This window comes from Veillonella agrestimuris (assembly GCF_943193065.1).
In the GTDB taxonomy this organism is placed as follows: domain Bacteria; phylum Bacillota; class Negativicutes; order Veillonellales; family Veillonellaceae; genus Veillonella; species Veillonella agrestimuris.
Window position 1 is genome coordinate 172829 of record NZ_CALPCS010000001.1, and the last position, 17570, is coordinate 190398.

The window sequence follows — 17570 nt, forward strand, 5'->3', positions numbered from 1 at the left end:
TATGACCAGTACATCTATAAATATATGCTGCAAATAACAGATTGCCATATATAATTTCACCCATCCATATATACAAAAAGAGACTATAAACACAGTATTATTTATAGTCTCACTAGTCAATTAAGGATTTTACTATATGTAATTTTACCTATACCTAATGATTTTAGATAAGTCTATTTGAGAATCTCTAAAAGTTTTTCTAATTCAGATTGTACGATTTTTAATCGATCCTCTTTTGTTTCAGTCTCATTCTCTGTATTAAGGTCTTTCAAAATCGCCAACACATCATCAGACTGCGCAGAAATCAGTTCTTTCCAATCATGTAATTTTGTTTCTCGCCCTACTTCCTTGGCAATGGACCGATAATGAGATGGAGTTGTATGGAATTGCTTTTTAAAAGCTACATTAAAGGCTTTAATATCGGCAAAGCCAACGCTATTAGCAATGCGAGATATAGGTTCATCAGAATTTGCAAGGCGTACTGTAGCTTCTCTCAATCGAAGGCGCAGTAGATACTCCATAAAAGATATGCCCATGTGACGTTTAAAAAATTGTGATGTATAGGCTACACTATAGCCACCAATATTAGCGATATCTTCTAATTCTATTTTTCCGTGGTAATTATCATCAATATAAGAAATCATATCGACAAAGGTAGTGGATGATGTATCTTTAGATCGCACAAGTATGGAGTCCGTTTTATGATGTAATACTTCTTCATACACATCATAAGCCAATATAGAAAACTGTTGTTCCATAAATAGACTCGGTGATATGTTAGACTCATTATGTTTTCGTCCCATAGTCTCCCAAGCTATATCGTATTGATGCAGCATCATAGCAGCCACGTGATGTCGCACATGTTCATAGAAAGGCGTGTCTCTGTTCTCACTATCCGAATGAAGGACAAAATGGTACCCATCAAATTGTGAGTCAAAGGCCGTAAAATACTCTTTATCGATATGCATAACGATAGCCATCGTATCCGGCTCCAAAGCCAATGTAGCATGTCCGATTTGCGGTGAAATGATTACTACATCAAAGGGATTCATTTTGAATACCTCTGCATTACAGCTCATCTCCAAATGGCCTTTCAGCAAAATGAGGATTTCCACGTCATCATGCCAATTGTAATGATAGGAACTGACCTTATAAATGTGACTGCTAAACTGTATGTGATTATGGTTGTATATATAATAAAAATAATCCATATGTATACTCAGTTTATATATTCAAAAACTAATTCTAATTTGAGTGTTTTATATCGAGATTTAAATTCTGAAATCAACGACGCACCATTTTTTCTATATGCCCAACTATATGAGGCAAAGTTTCATCTAACGTCGCTAACGCAACTGTACATATCCGTTCATCTTCGGTACTGATTAAATCAGCCTGCTCGGGATCCACTACCACTTCAATACTGGGAAAGACCCCTTGGCTACGCGTTTCTAATAGAACGATGTCTACAGGTAATTGTTGCGTCAAATGATATACGTCCATTTGCTGTTCTGTACGAAGACGAACAGCCGTCTCCGTTGGTCCTGCAATAGCTACTGCACAAGCTCCGGCATTATAAGCTGTGTCCGTATCTGTCCCTTCATGGTCCATTTGAAATCCATGACTATCGCTTTTTACAACACCTACAGCTATACCTTTTTCTGATAATGTTTCTACTAACTTTGTAACGACTGTCGTTTTCCCTGTTTTTCTATGTTTTGCAACGATACTAAGGACTGGTACTTGTCGTTCTTTATTAACAGCTTCTGCTCTCGCCCACTTGTACTCATCATAATAATTAACATTTCGCAAAGCCTTTTTACAATGATTAGCATCTATTACAGAGACTTTATGTAACATATTAATAAAACCACGAAGCGACATGTCTTCACTAGCTAATGCATGAGGCAATACATCTTTAACTGCTGTTTTATAAATGCCTGCCATCGGTTCTAGACAGCGTTGATCATTTAATGTTGTGTCAGCATCGACGATACTAGGAATAATAGCATCCCATGGTTCATCTACTTCATATAGCCATTCATAATATAAAGATATATCCATAAACGGCATATCTACAGCAAGTAATGCGTAGGCTTCACTTCTACCTACTGATAAGGAGCTATATAGTCCACCTAAAGGACCAGACCGCTCAACAGAATCCCGAACAATAGAAACTCTTTGAGACTCCTCATTCGACAATGTATCGATAATATTATGTTGAATCTCTTGAGCTAATACTTCATCGGTACCAACAGAAATTAAAATATCATCGATGTCGTGTTCTAGTGCATTTCGTAAAGCGTGAGAGATGAGACTTTCACCATTCGTCCACGGCAACAAAGCCTTCGGCCGTGCCATACGAGAACTAAGACCACCTGCAAGTATAATCAAACCTAACTTAGACACTGCGTTTCAAACCTCTTTTTACTGCTTTATAAATAAAGACAAATACAATAATATTAATAATCCCATCAGGGAGCATATACGATGCATTATAAACCATGGAATAGATCCATGGATTTTCCCCCTGTGGCGCATAACTAGCAAATACAATTGCGCCACTCGTTACAGAAGCCATCCATCTAAGGGCAATGGCCACAATAGGGCCAATGACGAGACCGCCTGTTACATTTCGGAAATAACCACATACACCAATAGCACCGTAAGCAACGATATAATCTAAGATAATACTTAAATAGTGAATGGAAGATTTAAAACCTAACAAAAAGTGCAATATTCCATACACTACACCTGCCAATACCCCTTTAGAACCGCCCCAACGATAGGCAAAAATCATTAACGGCACTAGAGATGCCGCTTTGATAGAACCTCCTTGAGGCATATGAAAGATAACAATAAAAGATAATACTTGCGCTATAGCTATTGCCACACCTGCCTCGGCAAGCATTCGCGTTTTTGACTGACCCATGAAACTCAACCTCCTAATATTCGGAACATATTGAAAATTCAAAGTAAATTCAGTATAATGGTACAGGTTCCTTTTATTATACCTCAAAGGAGATATAGAAACTATGATTAATACAACAAATATCTTTGATTATGAAGACGTACAACTGATTCCTAACAAATGTATCGTTAATAGTCGCAGCGAATGTGACACACAAGTAAAATTAGGTAATCGTACTTTTAAATTACCTGTAGTACCTGCTAACATGCAAACTATTATTGATGAAGAATTAGCTGAAAAACTAGCTTCTCAAGGCTATTTCTACATCATGCACCGCTTCCAACCAGAGCGCCGTTTAGACTTCGTCAAACGCATGCATTCTCTAAACTTATATGCTTCTATTTCTATTGGCGTAAAAGAAGAAGAATTTGCTTTAGTTGACGAATTAGCAGCAGCTAACCTTATTCCTGATTATATCACAATCGATATCGCTCATGGTCATTCCAATGCTGTTATTGATATGATTCAATATATCAAAAAACATTTGCCAAGCACCTTCGTTATTGCTGGTAACGTAGGTACGCCTGAAGCAGTACGTGAACTTGAAAACGCTGGTGCTGACGCTACCAAAGTAGGTATCGGTCCTGGTAAAGTTTGTATTACTAAATTAAAAACTGGTTTTGGTACTGGTGGCTGGCAATTGGCGGCAGTTCGTTGGTGCGCAAAAGCGGCTACGAAACCGATCATCGCTGACGGCGGTATCCGCGACCACGGCGACATCGCTAAATCTATCCGCTTCGGTGCCACAATGGTTATGATTGGTTCCCTCTTCGCTGGTCATCAAGAATCTCCAGGGGAAGAAAAAATCGTAGACGGCAAGGCTGTAAAAGAATATTTCGGCTCTGCTTCTGAATTCCAAAAAGGAGAACGTAAAAACGTAGAAGGCAAAAAAATCTTCATTCCTTCTAAAGGTTCTATTTTTGACACATTAGTAGAAATGGAACAAGATTTACAATCTGCCATTTCTTATGCTGGTGGTACTACATTAGATGCCATCCGCAAAGTAGACTACGTATTAGTGAAAAACTCTATTTTCAACGGCGATCGCTAATTACATTGAACTAATGAAGCATACAAAATAAAATAGGGGGATTTTGAATCCCCCTATAACCTAAAAAAGGGCTGTCATACATGTATAATGTACATGTATGACAGCCCTTTTTATATGCAATTATATATGCCACCCGTATTCCGCATCAAATACAGCCCCATATCATCCAATAAAATACTCGCTTACACTTCGCTTTCATCCTTACTAGATTCCATTAAGGAATACGCATATTTCCCGACAAAACCACTAAGTCCTAATAAGACAGCAATGAAAATAAAAGCCACCATCAAACTAGAGGCATGAGCAATATAGCCAATAAGAGCTGGCCCCATAAGTATCCCTGCATAACCTAGTAATGTAGATGTAGCAATAGCTTGTGCCATAGGTACCATACGTTGCTCTCCCATAGCAGAAAATAAGTTAGGTACAACCATGGATAAAACAATACCTAAAAACAAGTACATATACATAGATGCATAGCCTGGTAACAACACAATGAATCCCATCGCAAGGGCACCTAATAGATACCCTCCGACAACAACGGTTTTAGAGGACATATGTTGGCCCATTCGATTCCCTAATAAGCGACCTATCGTCATGGCAGCATTAAAGAACATAACTCCCATCACCGCTTCTTCGATAATGATATTCTTATCTTCAAATAAGTACAATGCACTCCAGTCCCCCACCGCACCTTCTGCTAAATAAGAAACAAAAGAAAGCAAACCAAAAATAATGGCAATTTTGTGGAATGACAAAGGATTTTTCGATTTCCTATCCGACTTAGCTGTTGGATCCGTGCCAAAAGGCAACATAAAACGACTAATAATAGCCATGGCTATAACTAATAGAATCAATAAGCCCCAAATACTTTCCTCTACTGGTAAGCCTAAGACTTTCAATAGTACTACAAGTACCCCAGCACCGAAGAAACCGCCTAAACTCCAGCCACCATGGAAGGCGCCCATCAATCGCTTTTTACTTACCTTTTCTGTCAAAACAGCTTGTAAGTTAGCCGACGAGCTACTAATACCAAGACCAAGACCAAAAAAGAAAAGCGCTACAGTCGTACTCATGATTGTGGTGCCCATCGTTACACCGGCTAACGACGCCATACCAATGACGCTGCCTAGGAAAACCGTATTTTTACAGCCCCAAGACTCAACAAGTTTTCCTGCAATAGCCATAGCTAAACAAGACCCAAGACCTAACAACAGAATCATAGACCCTAGTACATCTTCACCAATAGTTAGTTTTGCTTTCAAATACGGTACGAACCCCGCCCATAAAGCCGTATACATACCGGGAATGAAAAAAGCCATAAAAGCGCTACGAATATTTGATTTGGATATAATATATTCCTCGTTCATATCTGCCTTTCTCTAAAACTATAACACACCTTTAGTTATAGGCTTTACTTATTTTCTAATAACCACTGTATGGCATATTCTGCATATACAGCTGATGCAGCTGACAATATGGAATCATCCATAGTAAAACGATTATTATGATGATCATACACCGCATCTATCTCAGGATTTTGAATGCCAATAAAGGCAAAGCATCCTGGTTTTTCTCGTAAATACCACGCAAAATCTTCTCCAGGCATGACTTTGCGCATCTTAGATAATTTATGGACCCCTAATGTATCGATAACGACGCGCTCTGCTAACGCACTAGAAGCGGTATCATTAATAGTTGGCGGTACGCGATTTTCATAAATAAATTCTGCTGTTGCACCATAAGCCGCCGCTGTATGTTCTACGATACGGCGTATCGATGCGACGATGTGTTCCTCTTGTGTAGGATCAAAAAAGCGTACCGTCCCCCCCATAGTCGCTTCACCAGGGATGACATTCCATTCTGTACCAGAATGAATATTTCCCACAGTTACTACTACGGAATCTAAAGCGCTTATATTACGAGACACAACTGTTTGTAAATTTAATACAATAGCACTCGCTACTACGACAGCATCGATAGCTTGGTGTGGTTGCGCTCCATGACCTTGTTTGCCTTTTACGTTGATGTTAAACAGACTACTCGCTGCCATACGCGGTCCTTCTTCAACAGAAACCAATCCTGCTGGCAAATCGATCCATACATGCCCGCCAAAGATGGCATCAATTTCGTTAAACCAATTGCCAAAGTTGATAAAGTTTTGTGCACCCCCACCTGTTTCTTCAGCTGGTTGGAATACTAAATAGACAGTCCCTTCAATGCGGTCTTTCATATCCATCAACATCTTGGCCGCCCCTAAGAGTATGGCCATATGTCCATCATGACCACAGGCATGCATCTTGCCTTCTACGGTCGATTTGAAATCAAATGTATTATGCTCCACTACAGGCAACGCATCAATGTCGGCACGCAAAGCGATGGCTTTGCCTGTTTTATCACCTCGAATAATACCAATTAAGCCCGTACCGCGCTCTGTGTCCACTTGGACTTCCACGCCCATAGATTCTAATTCTTTAGCCAAGGTCTTAGTTGTTTCGAACTCTTCGTTACTAAGTTCGGGGTATTTATGAAAATGTCTTCGCCAATCTTGTACATACGATTGGTACGTTTCAATTAATTCACGGCTATGCATAATAACCTCTTTCTATCTTTATAGCATCTAACTACGCAAGAACGTTTATAGGTATTCTATAAAATATCTCCATGTAATACATATATAAAAGAAAACGACATCCCTAGGGTGTCGTTTTCTTATAGGTCTTATCGATTGCGCAATGCTGCTTGGATTGCCCAAGATACAACAGCAGTCGCTACTGCTACAGCGGCTGTAATTTTTACAGTCGTTACCACTTCTGCTTTTGTTGGTTTTGCTTTCACCGCTACGTCTAACGCTTTGGCTACAGCTGGTACTAATACTTCATTGCGAAAGGATTCTGTATTCATAGTTACTCCTCCTATATAGATTATTTCTTTTAGATTATCACGAATATATTCTAAAGTCTATATGTAGATTATATTGTAACACACAATTGATTTAATGCGAACTATCATGAGAGATGAGCAAATCGCCAGCTATGCCTGCCATCGTGAGGAGACCTAGTTCAATAATACGTTCATCAATGGTGAAAGCCCCATTATGGAGTGGCGCATTGCCATCAAAACCAGCTCCCAACCAAAGAAAAGCGCCTTTCGTTTTCTGCAAATAGGCCGAGAAATCTTCTGCCGCCATTGATGGAGACTCAGGATGAACGACCGCATCAGGCCCAATATATCGTTCTACGACGGACGTAGCAATATCGATAGCTTCTCCATCATTAATAGTAGCACTATGACCACGTCTAAAATCTAAGGTGCTAGTGGTGCCAAACATCAAATCGAGAGCCTGTAAGCTTTCACCTAATCGACGCTCAATATAGTCGCGTTTCTCTGGTGCATAGGTGCGGCAAGTCCCTTCTAAGACAGCCTCTCCAGCCCCTACATTGTACCGAGTACCTGCATTGATAACACCTATGGTACACACTAAATTATCCATTGGATTTGTTTCACGAGCAATAATGGACTCTACATTCACGATCCAATTCGCCGCAGCTACAATGGCATCAATACCATTATGCGGTTCTGCACCATGCGTTGCTTTCCCTTGTATATGCACCGTAAAATGATCCGATGCAGCCATGAGATTACCTTTTTTTAATCCCACTGTGCCAACTGGCAATTGCGGCCACACGTGAAGGCCGAAAATCATATCTACATCATCGAGAACGCCGCGATCCACAATACCTTGTGCACCAGGATGTAACGCTTCTTCTTCAGACGGTTGAAAGATAAGTTTTACAGTCCCCTGCAAATGATTCCGCAAGCTCTGCAATACAGCACCTAATCCTAGCAAAATCGCTACATGACTATCATGACCACAAGCATGCATAATGCCTTTGCGAGTCGAAGCAAAAGGCAAAGCAGTTTTCTCTTCGATAGGCAAAGCGTCCATATCGCCACGAAAAGCAATCGTAGGTCCTGGCTTAGCTCCTTTGATTTCGCCAACAACAGCATAATCGGAAACATCATTTTTAAAGGGTATGCCTAACTCTGTTAACACGGATTGAATGTAGAGCGACGTCTCCTTCTCTTCCCCTGATAACTCGGGATACGCATGGATGTGGCGGCGCCACTGTATCACTTGGTCTATATATTGTGAGGTTCTTTCTTTAATCAGTGCTTCTACTGAATCCATAGTCTACCTCGCTTATTCCTTATCAATACTTACTGTTTCTAATTCTGTTCCATCTGGTAAATAAGAGCGCACTGTTAAACGATTAGGCTCCACTGTTAGGGACATATAGTTATTGGTCTCTGGTTGTGGCGCTACGTACACATCGAGCGGATGTTCTCGCCACAATCCAGGATATCGAGCATCCCCAGCAATGCCCGTAATAATATAACGTGGTCCCGTCGCATCGCGGTCAAAGTTGCGTACATGACCTCGATCTCGATAGGTATGCAAATGAGCTGATAGCACAAGATCTACATTATATTCGTCGAAGATAGGCATGAAAATAACCCCTTCTTCACTAAATCCGGCGTCCCGACCATCGCGATTGGCAAAAGCATATTGGAACGGATCGCGATGCATCAACACAACGGTCCATTTTTTGTTATTCGTTGCTAAATCTTGACGCAACCATTCAATTTGTACATCATACAAATCTGGATGATGTATATCACTATTATCATCATGATTAGCTTCATATAATTGTGTGTCTAGCACAATATAATGCACATCACCATAGTCAAAGGAATAATAGCGGCGGTCAAATGTGCTACTCCCATTATTTGGTACATCGAAATACGCTAAATACGCTCTCGGCTCCCTCATTTTCCAGTCAATGGTATACATTTCATGATTCCCCATCATCGGTGCCAATGGAATGCGCGCACTTAATGGTTCTACAGAACTAAGCCAAGTACGCCATTGCGATGCTTGTTCCCCATTATCCACTAAATCCCCCATGCTCATATACATAGCAGCATTAGGATGACGAGAAGCGGAGTCTTTTACGATATTTTCCCACACCGTATAGTCTCCTGATTGAGAATCTGGATAGATCAAAACGTCATAACTGTCATCTGGGCCGGCCGTTGTTAATGGATACCAATTACTACGGCGCGAATCACCGTAACCTACGCGATATTCATAATTAGTATGAGGTATTAACTCTGCTAATGTAGCTTCATGAATATAGGTCGTACTACCATCATCAGTAAACATCGTATTAGTAGCTGCAACGGTGACTATTTCATCACTACCAGCTAACCGATACTCAACAATGGATGACTCTTCACTAGCATCAGATTGCCACATAATCGTTCGGCCAGTACTATTATCGGCGGCTACAATTTGGCGAATATAGCGTGACTCCGATGATAATAAAGGCTTTTCGGAAGCCCCTGTCACAACAGAGACAAATCGATGAAATGCGCTTTCTATGGTGAATTGATGATAGACAGCGCCTACACCAATGGCGCCTATAGCAATCACACCTAATAGGGCGCCCAGCAGTTGTTTCTTACTCATATCTTGCCTTTCCTACGTTAGAGTATTATTTTTCGTAGTATTGTTTCATTTGGCTATAGCCATTGACAATAACTTCAATTTCACCTGTGCGAGGATGAAAAATGAGTCCGTGGATAGGCACATCTTTCGGAATAAGCGGATTGATGCGCAATTCATCTACAGTCTCTTCTACATTTTCTGCAGGATGTGTAAATCCATCTGCCCAATGTTCCATTTCGCGTTTTACCATACGAATCGCTTCTGGTGCAATACCGCGAGCAATCATTTTCTCTGTCAAACTTTGTGCCGTCGTCTTAGCCATACCACATTCGTGATGGCCGATGATAAAGATTTCATTTACACCTAGTTCATAGATACAAACAAGTAAACTCCGTACAATGCCATCAAAGGGACCTGTAATGGAATTACCCGCCGTTTTAATAATTTTAGCTTCGCCACGACCAATATCCATAGAATCTTCTAAAAAGTTCACTAATCGCGTATCCATACATGTAACAATAGCCATCTCGCGACTCGGCATTTTACTACACTTTGTATCCGTTTCTACATATCCTGTATTTTGATCTTCTACATAAGCTCTATTATATTTTAAAATATCATCTAATAAACTCATACTTACCCCTTATTTAGTGGTATAGCTACCTCATGCTTTATTCTATTCACTAGTAACTACACTATGTCTTACCTATGGTCCTACTAATTAGGCAATCGTCTTACTTGTCTGCCGTAGAGAGGGCTTCAATAGCCACACTACCACCTCGTACGACTTCGATGCGATTCACAAACATATCATTAAACAAAGCAATCATGTCATTATTTTTCGACACTGTTTTCACACATTGAACAAGGACGGACTTACGATTATAGTCAATCACTTGTAAATCAAAGGTTTCAGCAATACGGAAAATTTCTTGTTTATCCGCTTCTTTACAACTATTAACCTTAATAAATAATAATTCTTTCTTGGTAATAGCCATATCAGTGAAATCAATAACCTTAATCACCTCTACACTTCGATTTAATTGCTTAATGATTTGCTCATATGTTAAATCGTCACATGTAAGCTCAATCGTCATACGGGACATAGTAGGGTCTTCTGTTTCCCCTACCGTCAACGTATCTAAGTTGTAATTCTTTCCTGCAAAGAGACCAGAAATTTTAGCGAGAACCCCAATTTGGTTTTCTACATAGGCAGAAATACAACGTTTTTCTAAATGTAACATAGGGCCTCCTTATTTCTTGTCTTTCAATATCATGTCACTCAACGATTTACCAGCCGGTACCATAGGCATAACATTGAGTTCTGTTGGAATAATACATTCAATTAAGGTCGGGCCTTTTTTGAATTGATCAGCTTTTTTGAAAGCCCCTTCTAATTCGTCAATCTTAGTCACTCGAATACCTTGAGCCCCATAGGCTTCAGCTAATTGCACGAAATTTGGCACATAGTCAAATTCCCCATTGTCGATACTTTCACGGGTAACCATGGCGCTTTCATCCATTAACAAATTCGTACAAGCATAGTGTTTATCATAAAATAATTGCTGCCATTGCCGCACATTGCCTAAGAACCCATTATTCAAGACAATCAACGTAACAGGCAATTTATAATGCATAGCAGTAGCAAATTCTTGGATGTTCATTTGCACCCCACCGTCACCACAAATGGCAAAGACGCGAGCTTTCGGATTCCCCATTTGTGCCCCTAATGCGGCAGGGAAACCATAGCCCATCGTACCGAGGCCACCAGAAGTCAATAATTGTTGATTGCCTTCTACTTCCAAGAACTGCGTCGTCCACAACTGGTTTTGCCCTACATCAGTGGCAACGATAGGTTTCTCGTAATGGTCGTTAATATATTGAATCACTCGTTCTGGCGTCAAGCCTTCAATATAAGATTGTGTGACTGGTTCTTTCTCTTTCAATTCTTGCAATTGAGATGGCCAATCTTTCAAATCTTGAGGCTCTAAATATTCCAACAATTTTTCAATAGCTAATTTAGCATCTGCTACGATAGGAATATCGACTTTAATATTTTTGGAAATGGACGCCGCATCAACGTCAATGTGAATGATTTTTGTATTTTGTGCGAAAGTACTCAATTTGCCTGTAATGCGGTCATTAAAACGAGTTCCGATGGAAATCATCACATCGCAATCCGTCAAAGCTACATTAGGTGCATAGCCACCATGAATCCCTACATTACCTAAGTAAAGGGGATGGCGAGAACTAATAGCGCCTTTCCCCATCAAAGTAGTTACTACAGGAATACCTGTGCGGTCTACCAACTCCGTCATCAATACGTTAGCACCACTAATGCTAACGCCACCGCCTAACAAGAATAATGGACGCTTCGCTTTGGCGATAATAGAGCAAGCTTTTTTAATTTGACCTACATGAACAGTTTCATTCGGCTTATAGCCACGAATGTTTACTTCTGTAGGGTAAGCATCAGAACCCATTGTTTTTTGAATATTTTTAGGAATATCCACCACCACTGGGCCTGGTCTGCCAGTGCGAGCAATATAGAACGCCTCTTTTAAAATGCGCCCCAAATCTTTCCGATCTCGTACCGTAATAGCGTATTTACAAATATTGCGAACAATACCTACTGTATCTACTTCTTGGAAGGCATCATTACCCATCAAGGACAAATCTACTTGGCCTGTTAAGCACACCAAAGGTACACTATCAGCATAAGCCGTAGCTATACCAGTTACTAAATTAGTAGCCCCTGGTCCAGATGTAACCATACAAACTCCGACTTTGCCAGTGCTACGTGCATAGCCATCAGCAGCATGGGCTAAAGCTTGTTCGTGACGTGGCAAAATGACTTTCACCATATCTTGTTTATATAATTCATCCATAATATCGATTGTCGCTGCACCAGGATAATTAAACAAGTATTCAACACCTTCTTCTTGTAGCGCTTTCACTACATAAGCGGCACCAGAAATCATAGCACTCCTCCATTAATGAGAATTTATCATTCTATTATTCTCATTATTTTCATTACATATATCTAAAAAATTGAATGTTTTTAAAAATTATGTTATACTCAATACTATACCATATCTTGCGATTTGTGAGTATGTAATAGACATTGAAATACTATATTATATACATTTGTATTGAAAGGACTGATGACCATGAAAGAAATTTTAGGCTTCCACTTAAACGGCTGCCCGTATTGCCAAAATGCATTCCGCGCTATTGATGAACTCGTTGCTGAAAATCCTGCGTACGCAGATATTCACATTAACTGGGTAGAAGATCAAGATGCACATGAGTTATTCAAAACTCACCCGTATGAATACTATCCAAATCTTTGGTTTGACTTAGACAAACAATACGAAGCACAACCTGGTGAAAGCTACGAACAAACTAAAGCTTTAATCAAAGCAGTTTTCGACAAAGCTATTGCATAAGACATAAAAAAGACGTTGTAGGTATCGGTAAGACCGACCTGCAACGTCTTTTTATTTCTCATCTAGATTCACTAGAAACACTCATAGGAGATTAATTTAAAAGCTGTGACTACACTCTATTTACAACTAACTATTAGATAATTTCAACAATTTCATCCATAGTACGTCTTGTTTTAGGACGACGAGGTTCTTCTGCTCGATAGCCAAATGCAGCCATAACCGCAATGCCGAATTCTTTCGTATCAAACAATCCTAGTTCATCGCCTAATAAAGCAGTCATATTATCTTGATGGAAACCTTCTAATGGGCAAGAATCAATACCTTCATAAGCCGCCATTGTAAGCATATTTCCTAATACGATATAAGCTTGTTTAGATGTCCAATCAAAAGCAGCTCGCTCAGATTCAAATGTTTTGTAATCCTCTTCTGTAAATCGTTTATAAAAACCTTTATATAGATCTTGAATATCTTCAGGTAGTTGCTTTACTTCATCTACCATGTGACGAATATAGGGAGAATCAAACTGAATCTCTTGTTTCTTTCTTGCTAAGATGGCAACGAAATGGCTAGCTTCTAAACCAGCTTGGATGCCCCAACCAAACTCTGCCATACGTTGACGAATTTCTTTATTTTGTATAACAAGTAATTTAAATGGCTCAAAACCTAGCGATGTAGGTGTTAATCGAGCGGCTTCTAAAATAGCACTCCAGTCCTCATGACCGATAATTTTAGTAGGATCAAATTTTTTGCACGCATGACGATACAACATAGCGTTCAACAAATCTTCTCTCTTCAAATTAGACACATTCGCTTGTTTTGTTTCTACAATATATTGACTCACAAAAAACTCCTTTATAACATCATTGTCGCATTGTTTTTAATTCTAAATTGCGTTTTTCATCTACTGTCATATAATGCTCCTTCTATGCTACTACTCATTATAACATCCACGCTATATATTAAACCACTTAAACTCATATAAACAACTTACTTTCATCTGAAACCTTCCTATGAGTTATCGCCCTATCTCTATTAATAAAACAGTAAATATGATATAATCGTTACGTATTCATGCGCCTATAGCTCAGGGGATAGAGCGCCGGTCTCCGGAACCGGGTGCGCAGGTTCGATTCCTGCTAGGCGCACCAAGTAACAAAAGGGTTCTCCATTTATGGAGAACCCTTTTGTTTTATTTGAGCCCAATAACGAAATTAACTAGATAAAATAGACTAATCTCACCACTCTATGCTAAAATACTTTCAAATAAATTAAATATTAATTCAGGAGGTAGGATATATGAGTAAACCCCCATTAATCCTAACAATCTTTTTATCCGTAGCACTAACTATTGTTAATTATTTCTATATTAGCAGCGAAGTCTATCTCGATTCTAATGGCATTCTTGTAGAACCATTCTACTTGGTAGTACTAACTTCCTTTTTACTCATCGCCCTCGGCATTACCATCATTTGGTTGTTATTGAGTCTCGCCATTTCAGCTTGGAGACACTATAAAGGGTAGCCTCATTCTAAATAATCTAATTATAGAGGAGTCATAATGAAAATTAAATGTCTATATAAACAAATTGCTCTCACTATTACAATATCTGCGCTTACTATAATTCCCACTACAAACGATGCGCAAACAACTCTACCTAATCAGGCTCAATCAACACCTATACAACAAGTAGAGCTAGGGAGATTTGCCTATGAAACTACGAAATATCCTAGTTCAATTCATCGTCAATTAGCAGAGTCTAAGCCTAATATAGCTATTGAAAACGCTATACAGCAGGCATTGCAAATTCCTACTGAAGCCCTTATCAACTCCCGATATATGTATAATTACGTAGATCTAAATGGTGATGGAACGCAAGAAGTATTAGCTATCGTTATGGGGCCATATACATCTGGCACAGGTGGACATACACTACTATGGATTGTACCTACAAAAGATACATGGCAAGTAAGTCAAGTTTGGTCCTTAGTACGAACACCAATTATCATCACGACCAAAGCTATCAATAATCGCCCCTATGGCGCACGTGGCATTCTTACATACCGATCTGGTGGCGGTGCCACGCCATCATGGGTACTATTAAAAAATTCTCATGGCGAATATGATTCAGTTAATAACGGAACAGAGCTAATGTCCCTTACAGGTATAGAAGGAACTGCAATTATGGCAGACCGTTTATCCTTAGCCCAATTGCAGGGACGGATTCATTCATTTCAAGTTGCTAATTAGCTCCAATAAAGAGGGTTCTCCACAGCTGGAGAGCCCTCTTTTATATTTACCCTATTTCTTATGCACCATAAATCCTGCCGCCTGTTGATTAGCCATAATAGTCACGTCTGAAATTTGTAATCGTTTTGGCTGATTCGTCACATAATACACCACATCGGCTACATCTTCTGGTTGGATCGCATCGATGCCTGCATATACCGAATCGGCACGATCTTTGTCACCGTGAAAACGTACTGTACTAAAGTCTGTTTCTACAATACCTGGTTGTATGGTGGTCACTTTAATATCAGTAGCAATGGTATCCATGCGAATACCGTCACTCAATGTTTTAACGGCAGCTTTCGTGGCGCAATACACAGCCCCTTTTGGGTAGGCATAAATACCAGCTGTAGATCCCATATTGACGATATGTCCAGAATTTTGCCCTATCATGAAAGGCAATACTTCCTTCGTCACATAAATCAGACCTTTCACATTTGTATCAATCATAGTTACCGCATCATCAACAGCACTATCTTGAAAGTCATCTAATCCTTGTGCCAAACCGGCGTTATTAACGAGCACATCAACGCCACCAAAAGCCTCAATAGCAGGCTTAATTTTTGCGACTACATCTTCTCTCTGTTGTACATCGAGGACAATGGTATCAACGCGAACGCCAAATTCTGTAGTTAACTCAACTTTCACCGATTCTAATAATGTCGTGCGTCGACCAGCGATAAGCAAATCATCACCATGACTAGCAAAGACCCGTGCACAAGCGAGCCCAATCCCAGATGTTGCACCAGTAATCAATATACGACGAGCCACAGGGACCTACCTCCTTCTTCAACAGATACAATATTGAACTTACAAATATTATATCTCTATACAGTGTTTTTAAACACCTTTTTGTTATGTAGACAATCTGTAATGATTTATTATTTCTTAAGTTTCTTTAGCAAAGCATTACAGCTACGACTAATATCCTCATAAGTTTCATCAAAGTCGCCAGTATACCATGGGTCTCTTACATCCCGCATTTCCCCTATGAAAGATAAGGCTTTATGTACTTTGTGATCCACATCGTCACCGATAATGCGCTGTAAATTGCGAGCATTATTTTCATCCATAATAATGAGGTAATCAAAGTTATCATAGTCATCTTTAGTAACTTGTCTCGCAGCTCGTTTAGCATAAGAAATCCCCAATTCATCTAACTTTGCCTTTGTACCGTGATGCGTATCGTTACCGATTTCATCACGAGAGGTAGCAGCTGATTCAATATATATTTGGTTCCCTAAACCTGCTTCTTTTACGATGTGTTTCATATAAAATTCTGCCATCGTAGAGCGGCAAATATTGCCGTGGCAAATAAATAAAATCTTTGTCATATATGTATCCTTATCTATAATTCATAATGTATGAATAATGTTCCATATAATTTCATTATAGTATAAGTCATATCGCAAGTATAGCTATCAAAAACAAAAACGGCAGATGCCCTAAAAACTTCTGCCATTTCTGCGCTATATACAAATAGATTTTAAAAGACTATTCTGGGTAAATCATAAAAGACAATGCACTAAAGTATTTATTTTGTTCCCCTTTAATGTCCGTTGGGAATGCCACTTCTACACCTACTACATTAAGTCCATTAGCATTGACAGTTAGCATAGCTTTTCCGTTTTCGTCAGCCATACTTTCACCAGTCATGTCATTAATCAAGTCTTTAATAATCGGTGCATTTGCATATGGTTTACCATTTTTTAGGACTTGAATCTCATACATATCCCCTTTTTTCAAGGTCAATGGATTGACAGAAGGTATAATCTGGATGAAAGCACTATCATCGATCATCGGTTTGATCGCATCATTCCAGTAATGAACATCATACTTCAAGGCATGCGTACTTTTTGTAGCACCAGGAACTTCCGTAATCCGTTTATGTACAGTATTACCATCTTTGTCTTTAGTCCAATAGCCATAGTCAAAATGAGTTCTCGTAATGCCTAAATTATCGGTAGGCATAATAGAAATATGTTTCTCGTGTTTCATAACACTTAAAGGAATCTGCTTACCACCTATATCATAAGCAGTAATAGATTTCACCATGTCTGGAGAATAAGCATTATCTACAGGACCTTCACCTAAAACAAGAACTGTTTCATCTAAACGATTTGCAAAAAATACACCATGTGCATCAACTTGAGTACATCCACAGCCTAATGCAAAACCTACAGCAAATACAGATGCTAATAACTTCTTGTTCATACATACCTCCTTAAGAATATTTATCAATACGACTTATATTCATTATATGTCTGGTATGTTATTTTGCATATACAGGGGTTGGTATAA

At 39.3% G+C, this 17570-nt stretch carries 19 protein-coding genes and 1 tRNA gene; 5 read left to right on the forward strand and 15 right to left on the reverse strand.

Annotated features, from left to right (window positions below):
• Positions 1–173: 173 nt before the first annotated feature.
• The 3 genes from NFR29_RS00770 to thiT all read right to left on the reverse strand — a co-directional run bounded on the left by NFR29_RS00770 (position 174) and on the right by thiT (position 2932).
• On the reverse strand, positions 174–1211 hold the full coding sequence (locus NFR29_RS00770; RefSeq protein ID WP_251421760.1) for an AraC family transcriptional regulator: 1038 nt from the start codon (positions 1209–1211) through the stop codon (positions 174–176).
• Between the two features lie 73 nt (positions 1212–1284).
• Complete coding sequence (locus tag NFR29_RS00775; protein ID WP_251421762.1) at positions 1285–2409, reverse strand: molybdopterin-guanine dinucleotide biosynthesis protein MobB; 1125 nt, start codon at positions 2407–2409, stop codon at positions 1285–1287.
• Complete coding sequence (gene thiT / locus NFR29_RS00780; RefSeq protein ID WP_251421765.1) at positions 2402–2932, reverse strand: energy-coupled thiamine transporter ThiT; 531 nt, start codon at positions 2930–2932, stop codon at positions 2402–2404. Before thiT ends, NFR29_RS00775 begins: the two co-directional genes overlap by 8 nt.
• Before the next feature lie 103 nt (positions 2933–3035).
• Here thiT and NFR29_RS00785 point away from each other — a divergent pair, with 103 nt between their 5' ends.
• The gene (locus NFR29_RS00785) at positions 3036–4022 is read left to right on the forward strand and encodes a GMP reductase (RefSeq protein WP_251421768.1); all 987 of its coding nucleotides are present in this window, start codon (positions 3036–3038) and stop codon (positions 4020–4022) included.
• 182 nt (positions 4023–4204) lie between these two features.
• On the opposite strand, the gene NFR29_RS00790 is transcribed toward NFR29_RS00785, so the two are convergent.
• From NFR29_RS00790 to ilvB, 8 genes are all read right to left on the reverse strand, one after another.
• Positions 4205–5344, reverse strand: a complete 1140-nt coding sequence (locus tag NFR29_RS00790; protein WP_251421771.1) for an MFS transporter — start codon at positions 5342–5344, stop codon at positions 4205–4207.
• Positions 5345–5436: 92 nt separating this feature from the next.
• A complete protein-coding gene (locus NFR29_RS00795; RefSeq protein WP_251421774.1) occupies positions 5437–6615 on the reverse strand; it encodes a M20 metallopeptidase family protein in 1179 nt (392 codons plus the stop codon).
• 128 nt (positions 6616–6743) lie between these two features.
• Positions 6744–6926, reverse strand: coding sequence for a hypothetical protein (locus NFR29_RS00800; RefSeq protein WP_251421777.1), 183 nt, complete (start codon positions 6924–6926; stop codon positions 6744–6746).
• 91 nt (positions 6927–7017) lie between these two features.
• The gene (locus NFR29_RS00805) at positions 7018–8214 is read right to left on the reverse strand and encodes a M20 metallopeptidase family protein (protein WP_251421779.1); all 1197 of its coding nucleotides are present in this window, start codon (positions 8212–8214) and stop codon (positions 7018–7020) included.
• A 12-nt stretch (positions 8215–8226) separates the two neighbouring features.
• The gene (locus NFR29_RS00810; protein WP_251421782.1) at positions 8227–9555 is read right to left on the reverse strand and encodes a purple acid phosphatase family protein; all 1329 of its coding nucleotides are present in this window, start codon (positions 9553–9555) and stop codon (positions 8227–8229) included.
• 25 nt (positions 9556–9580) lie between these two features.
• Positions 9581–10168, reverse strand: a complete 588-nt coding sequence (locus NFR29_RS00815) for a beta-class carbonic anhydrase (protein WP_251421786.1) — start codon at positions 10166–10168, stop codon at positions 9581–9583.
• A 100-nt stretch (positions 10169–10268) separates the two neighbouring features.
• Entirely contained in the window at positions 10269–10778 is a 510-nt protein-coding gene (gene ilvN / locus NFR29_RS00820; protein ID WP_251421789.1) for an acetolactate synthase small subunit, read from the reverse strand.
• A 9-nt stretch (positions 10779–10787) separates the two neighbouring features.
• Positions 10788–12515, reverse strand: a complete 1728-nt coding sequence (gene ilvB, locus NFR29_RS00825; protein ID WP_251421794.1) for a biosynthetic-type acetolactate synthase large subunit — start codon at positions 12513–12515, stop codon at positions 10788–10790.
• Between the two features lie 189 nt (positions 12516–12704).
• Here ilvB and NFR29_RS00830 point away from each other — a divergent pair, with 189 nt between their 5' ends.
• Positions 12705–12983, forward strand: coding sequence for a glutaredoxin (locus NFR29_RS00830; protein WP_251421797.1), 279 nt, complete (start codon positions 12705–12707; stop codon positions 12981–12983).
• Between the two features lie 133 nt (positions 12984–13116).
• On the opposite strand, the gene NFR29_RS00835 is transcribed toward NFR29_RS00830, so the two are convergent.
• Complete coding sequence (locus tag NFR29_RS00835; RefSeq protein WP_251421800.1) at positions 13117–13824, reverse strand: NAD(P)H-dependent oxidoreductase; 708 nt, start codon at positions 13822–13824, stop codon at positions 13117–13119.
• A gap of 232 nt (positions 13825–14056) precedes the next feature.
• On the opposite strand from NFR29_RS00835, the gene NFR29_RS00840 reads away from it, so the two are divergent.
• The 3 genes from NFR29_RS00840 to NFR29_RS00850 all read left to right on the forward strand — a co-directional run bounded on the left by NFR29_RS00840 (position 14057) and on the right by NFR29_RS00850 (position 15230).
• Positions 14057–14131, forward strand: a tRNA-Arg gene (locus NFR29_RS00840).
• 148 nt (positions 14132–14279) lie between these two features.
• On the forward strand, positions 14280–14504 hold the full coding sequence (locus tag NFR29_RS00845) for a DUF3955 domain-containing protein (protein ID WP_251421803.1): 225 nt from the start codon (positions 14280–14282) through the stop codon (positions 14502–14504).
• A gap of 36 nt (positions 14505–14540) precedes the next feature.
• Entirely contained in the window at positions 14541–15230 is a 690-nt protein-coding gene (locus NFR29_RS00850; RefSeq protein WP_251421805.1) for a hypothetical protein, read from the forward strand.
• Positions 15231–15281: 51 nt separating this feature from the next.
• Here the strand turns inward: NFR29_RS00850 and NFR29_RS00855 are convergent, their stop codons facing one another.
• The 3 genes from NFR29_RS00855 to NFR29_RS00865 form a co-directional block, all read right to left on the reverse strand.
• A complete protein-coding gene (locus NFR29_RS00855) occupies positions 15282–16040 on the reverse strand; it encodes an SDR family NAD(P)-dependent oxidoreductase (protein WP_251421808.1) in 759 nt (252 codons plus the stop codon).
• Positions 16041–16150: 110 nt separating this feature from the next.
• Complete coding sequence (locus NFR29_RS00860; RefSeq protein ID WP_251421811.1) at positions 16151–16603, reverse strand: low molecular weight protein-tyrosine-phosphatase; 453 nt, start codon at positions 16601–16603, stop codon at positions 16151–16153.
• A 160-nt stretch (positions 16604–16763) separates the two neighbouring features.
• Entirely contained in the window at positions 16764–17483 is a 720-nt protein-coding gene (locus NFR29_RS00865) for a DUF4198 domain-containing protein (protein ID WP_251421814.1), read from the reverse strand.
• Positions 17484–17570: the final 87 nt, after the last annotated feature.

Bases quoted from the DNA above. Each gene is read 5' to 3' on its own strand.
- NFR29_RS00850 (WP_251421805.1), top strand. From the start codon at position 14,541: ATGAAAATTAAATGTCTATATAAACAAATTGCTCTCACTATTACAATA.
- ilvN (WP_251421789.1), bottom strand. From the start codon at position 10,778: ATGTTACATTTAGAAAAACGTTGTATTTCTGCCTATGTAGAAAACCAA.
- NFR29_RS00865 (WP_251421814.1), bottom strand. From the start codon at position 17,483: ATGAACAAGAAGTTATTAGCATCTGTATTTGCTGTAGGTTTTGCATTA.
- NFR29_RS00785 (WP_251421768.1), top strand. From the start codon at position 3,036: ATGATTAATACAACAAATATCTTTGATTATGAAGACGTACAACTGATT.
- NFR29_RS00845 (WP_251421803.1), top strand. From the start codon at position 14,280: ATGAGTAAACCCCCATTAATCCTAACAATCTTTTTATCCGTAGCACTA.
- NFR29_RS00795 (WP_251421774.1), bottom strand. From the start codon at position 6,615: ATGCATAGCCGTGAATTAATTGAAACGTACCAATCGTATGTACAAGAT.
- NFR29_RS00810 (WP_251421782.1), bottom strand. From the start codon at position 9,555: ATGAGTAAGAAACAACTGCTGGGCGCCCTATTAGGTGTGATTGCTATA.
- NFR29_RS00815 (WP_251421786.1), bottom strand. From the start codon at position 10,168: ATGAGTTTATTAGATGATATTTTAAAATATAATAGAGCTTATGTAGAA.
- ilvB (WP_251421794.1), bottom strand. From the start codon at position 12,515: ATGATTTCTGGTGCCGCTTATGTAGTGAAAGCGCTACAAGAAGAAGGT.
- thiT (WP_251421765.1), bottom strand. From the start codon at position 2,932: ATGGGTCAGTCAAAAACGCGAATGCTTGCCGAGGCAGGTGTGGCAATA.
- NFR29_RS00805 (WP_251421779.1), bottom strand. From the start codon at position 8,214: ATGGATTCAGTAGAAGCACTGATTAAAGAAAGAACCTCACAATATATA.
- NFR29_RS00860 (WP_251421811.1), bottom strand. From the start codon at position 16,603: ATGACAAAGATTTTATTTATTTGCCACGGCAATATTTGCCGCTCTACG.
- NFR29_RS00790 (WP_251421771.1), bottom strand. From the start codon at position 5,344: ATGGCTTTTTTCATTCCCGGTATGTATACGGCTTTATGGGCGGGGTTC.
- NFR29_RS00770 (WP_251421760.1), bottom strand. From the start codon at position 1,211: ATGGATTATTTTTATTATATATACAACCATAATCACATACAGTTTAGC.
- NFR29_RS00800 (WP_251421777.1), bottom strand. From the start codon at position 6,926: ATGAATACAGAATCCTTTCGCAATGAAGTATTAGTACCAGCTGTAGCC.
- NFR29_RS00830 (WP_251421797.1), top strand. From the start codon at position 12,705: ATGAAAGAAATTTTAGGCTTCCACTTAAACGGCTGCCCGTATTGCCAA.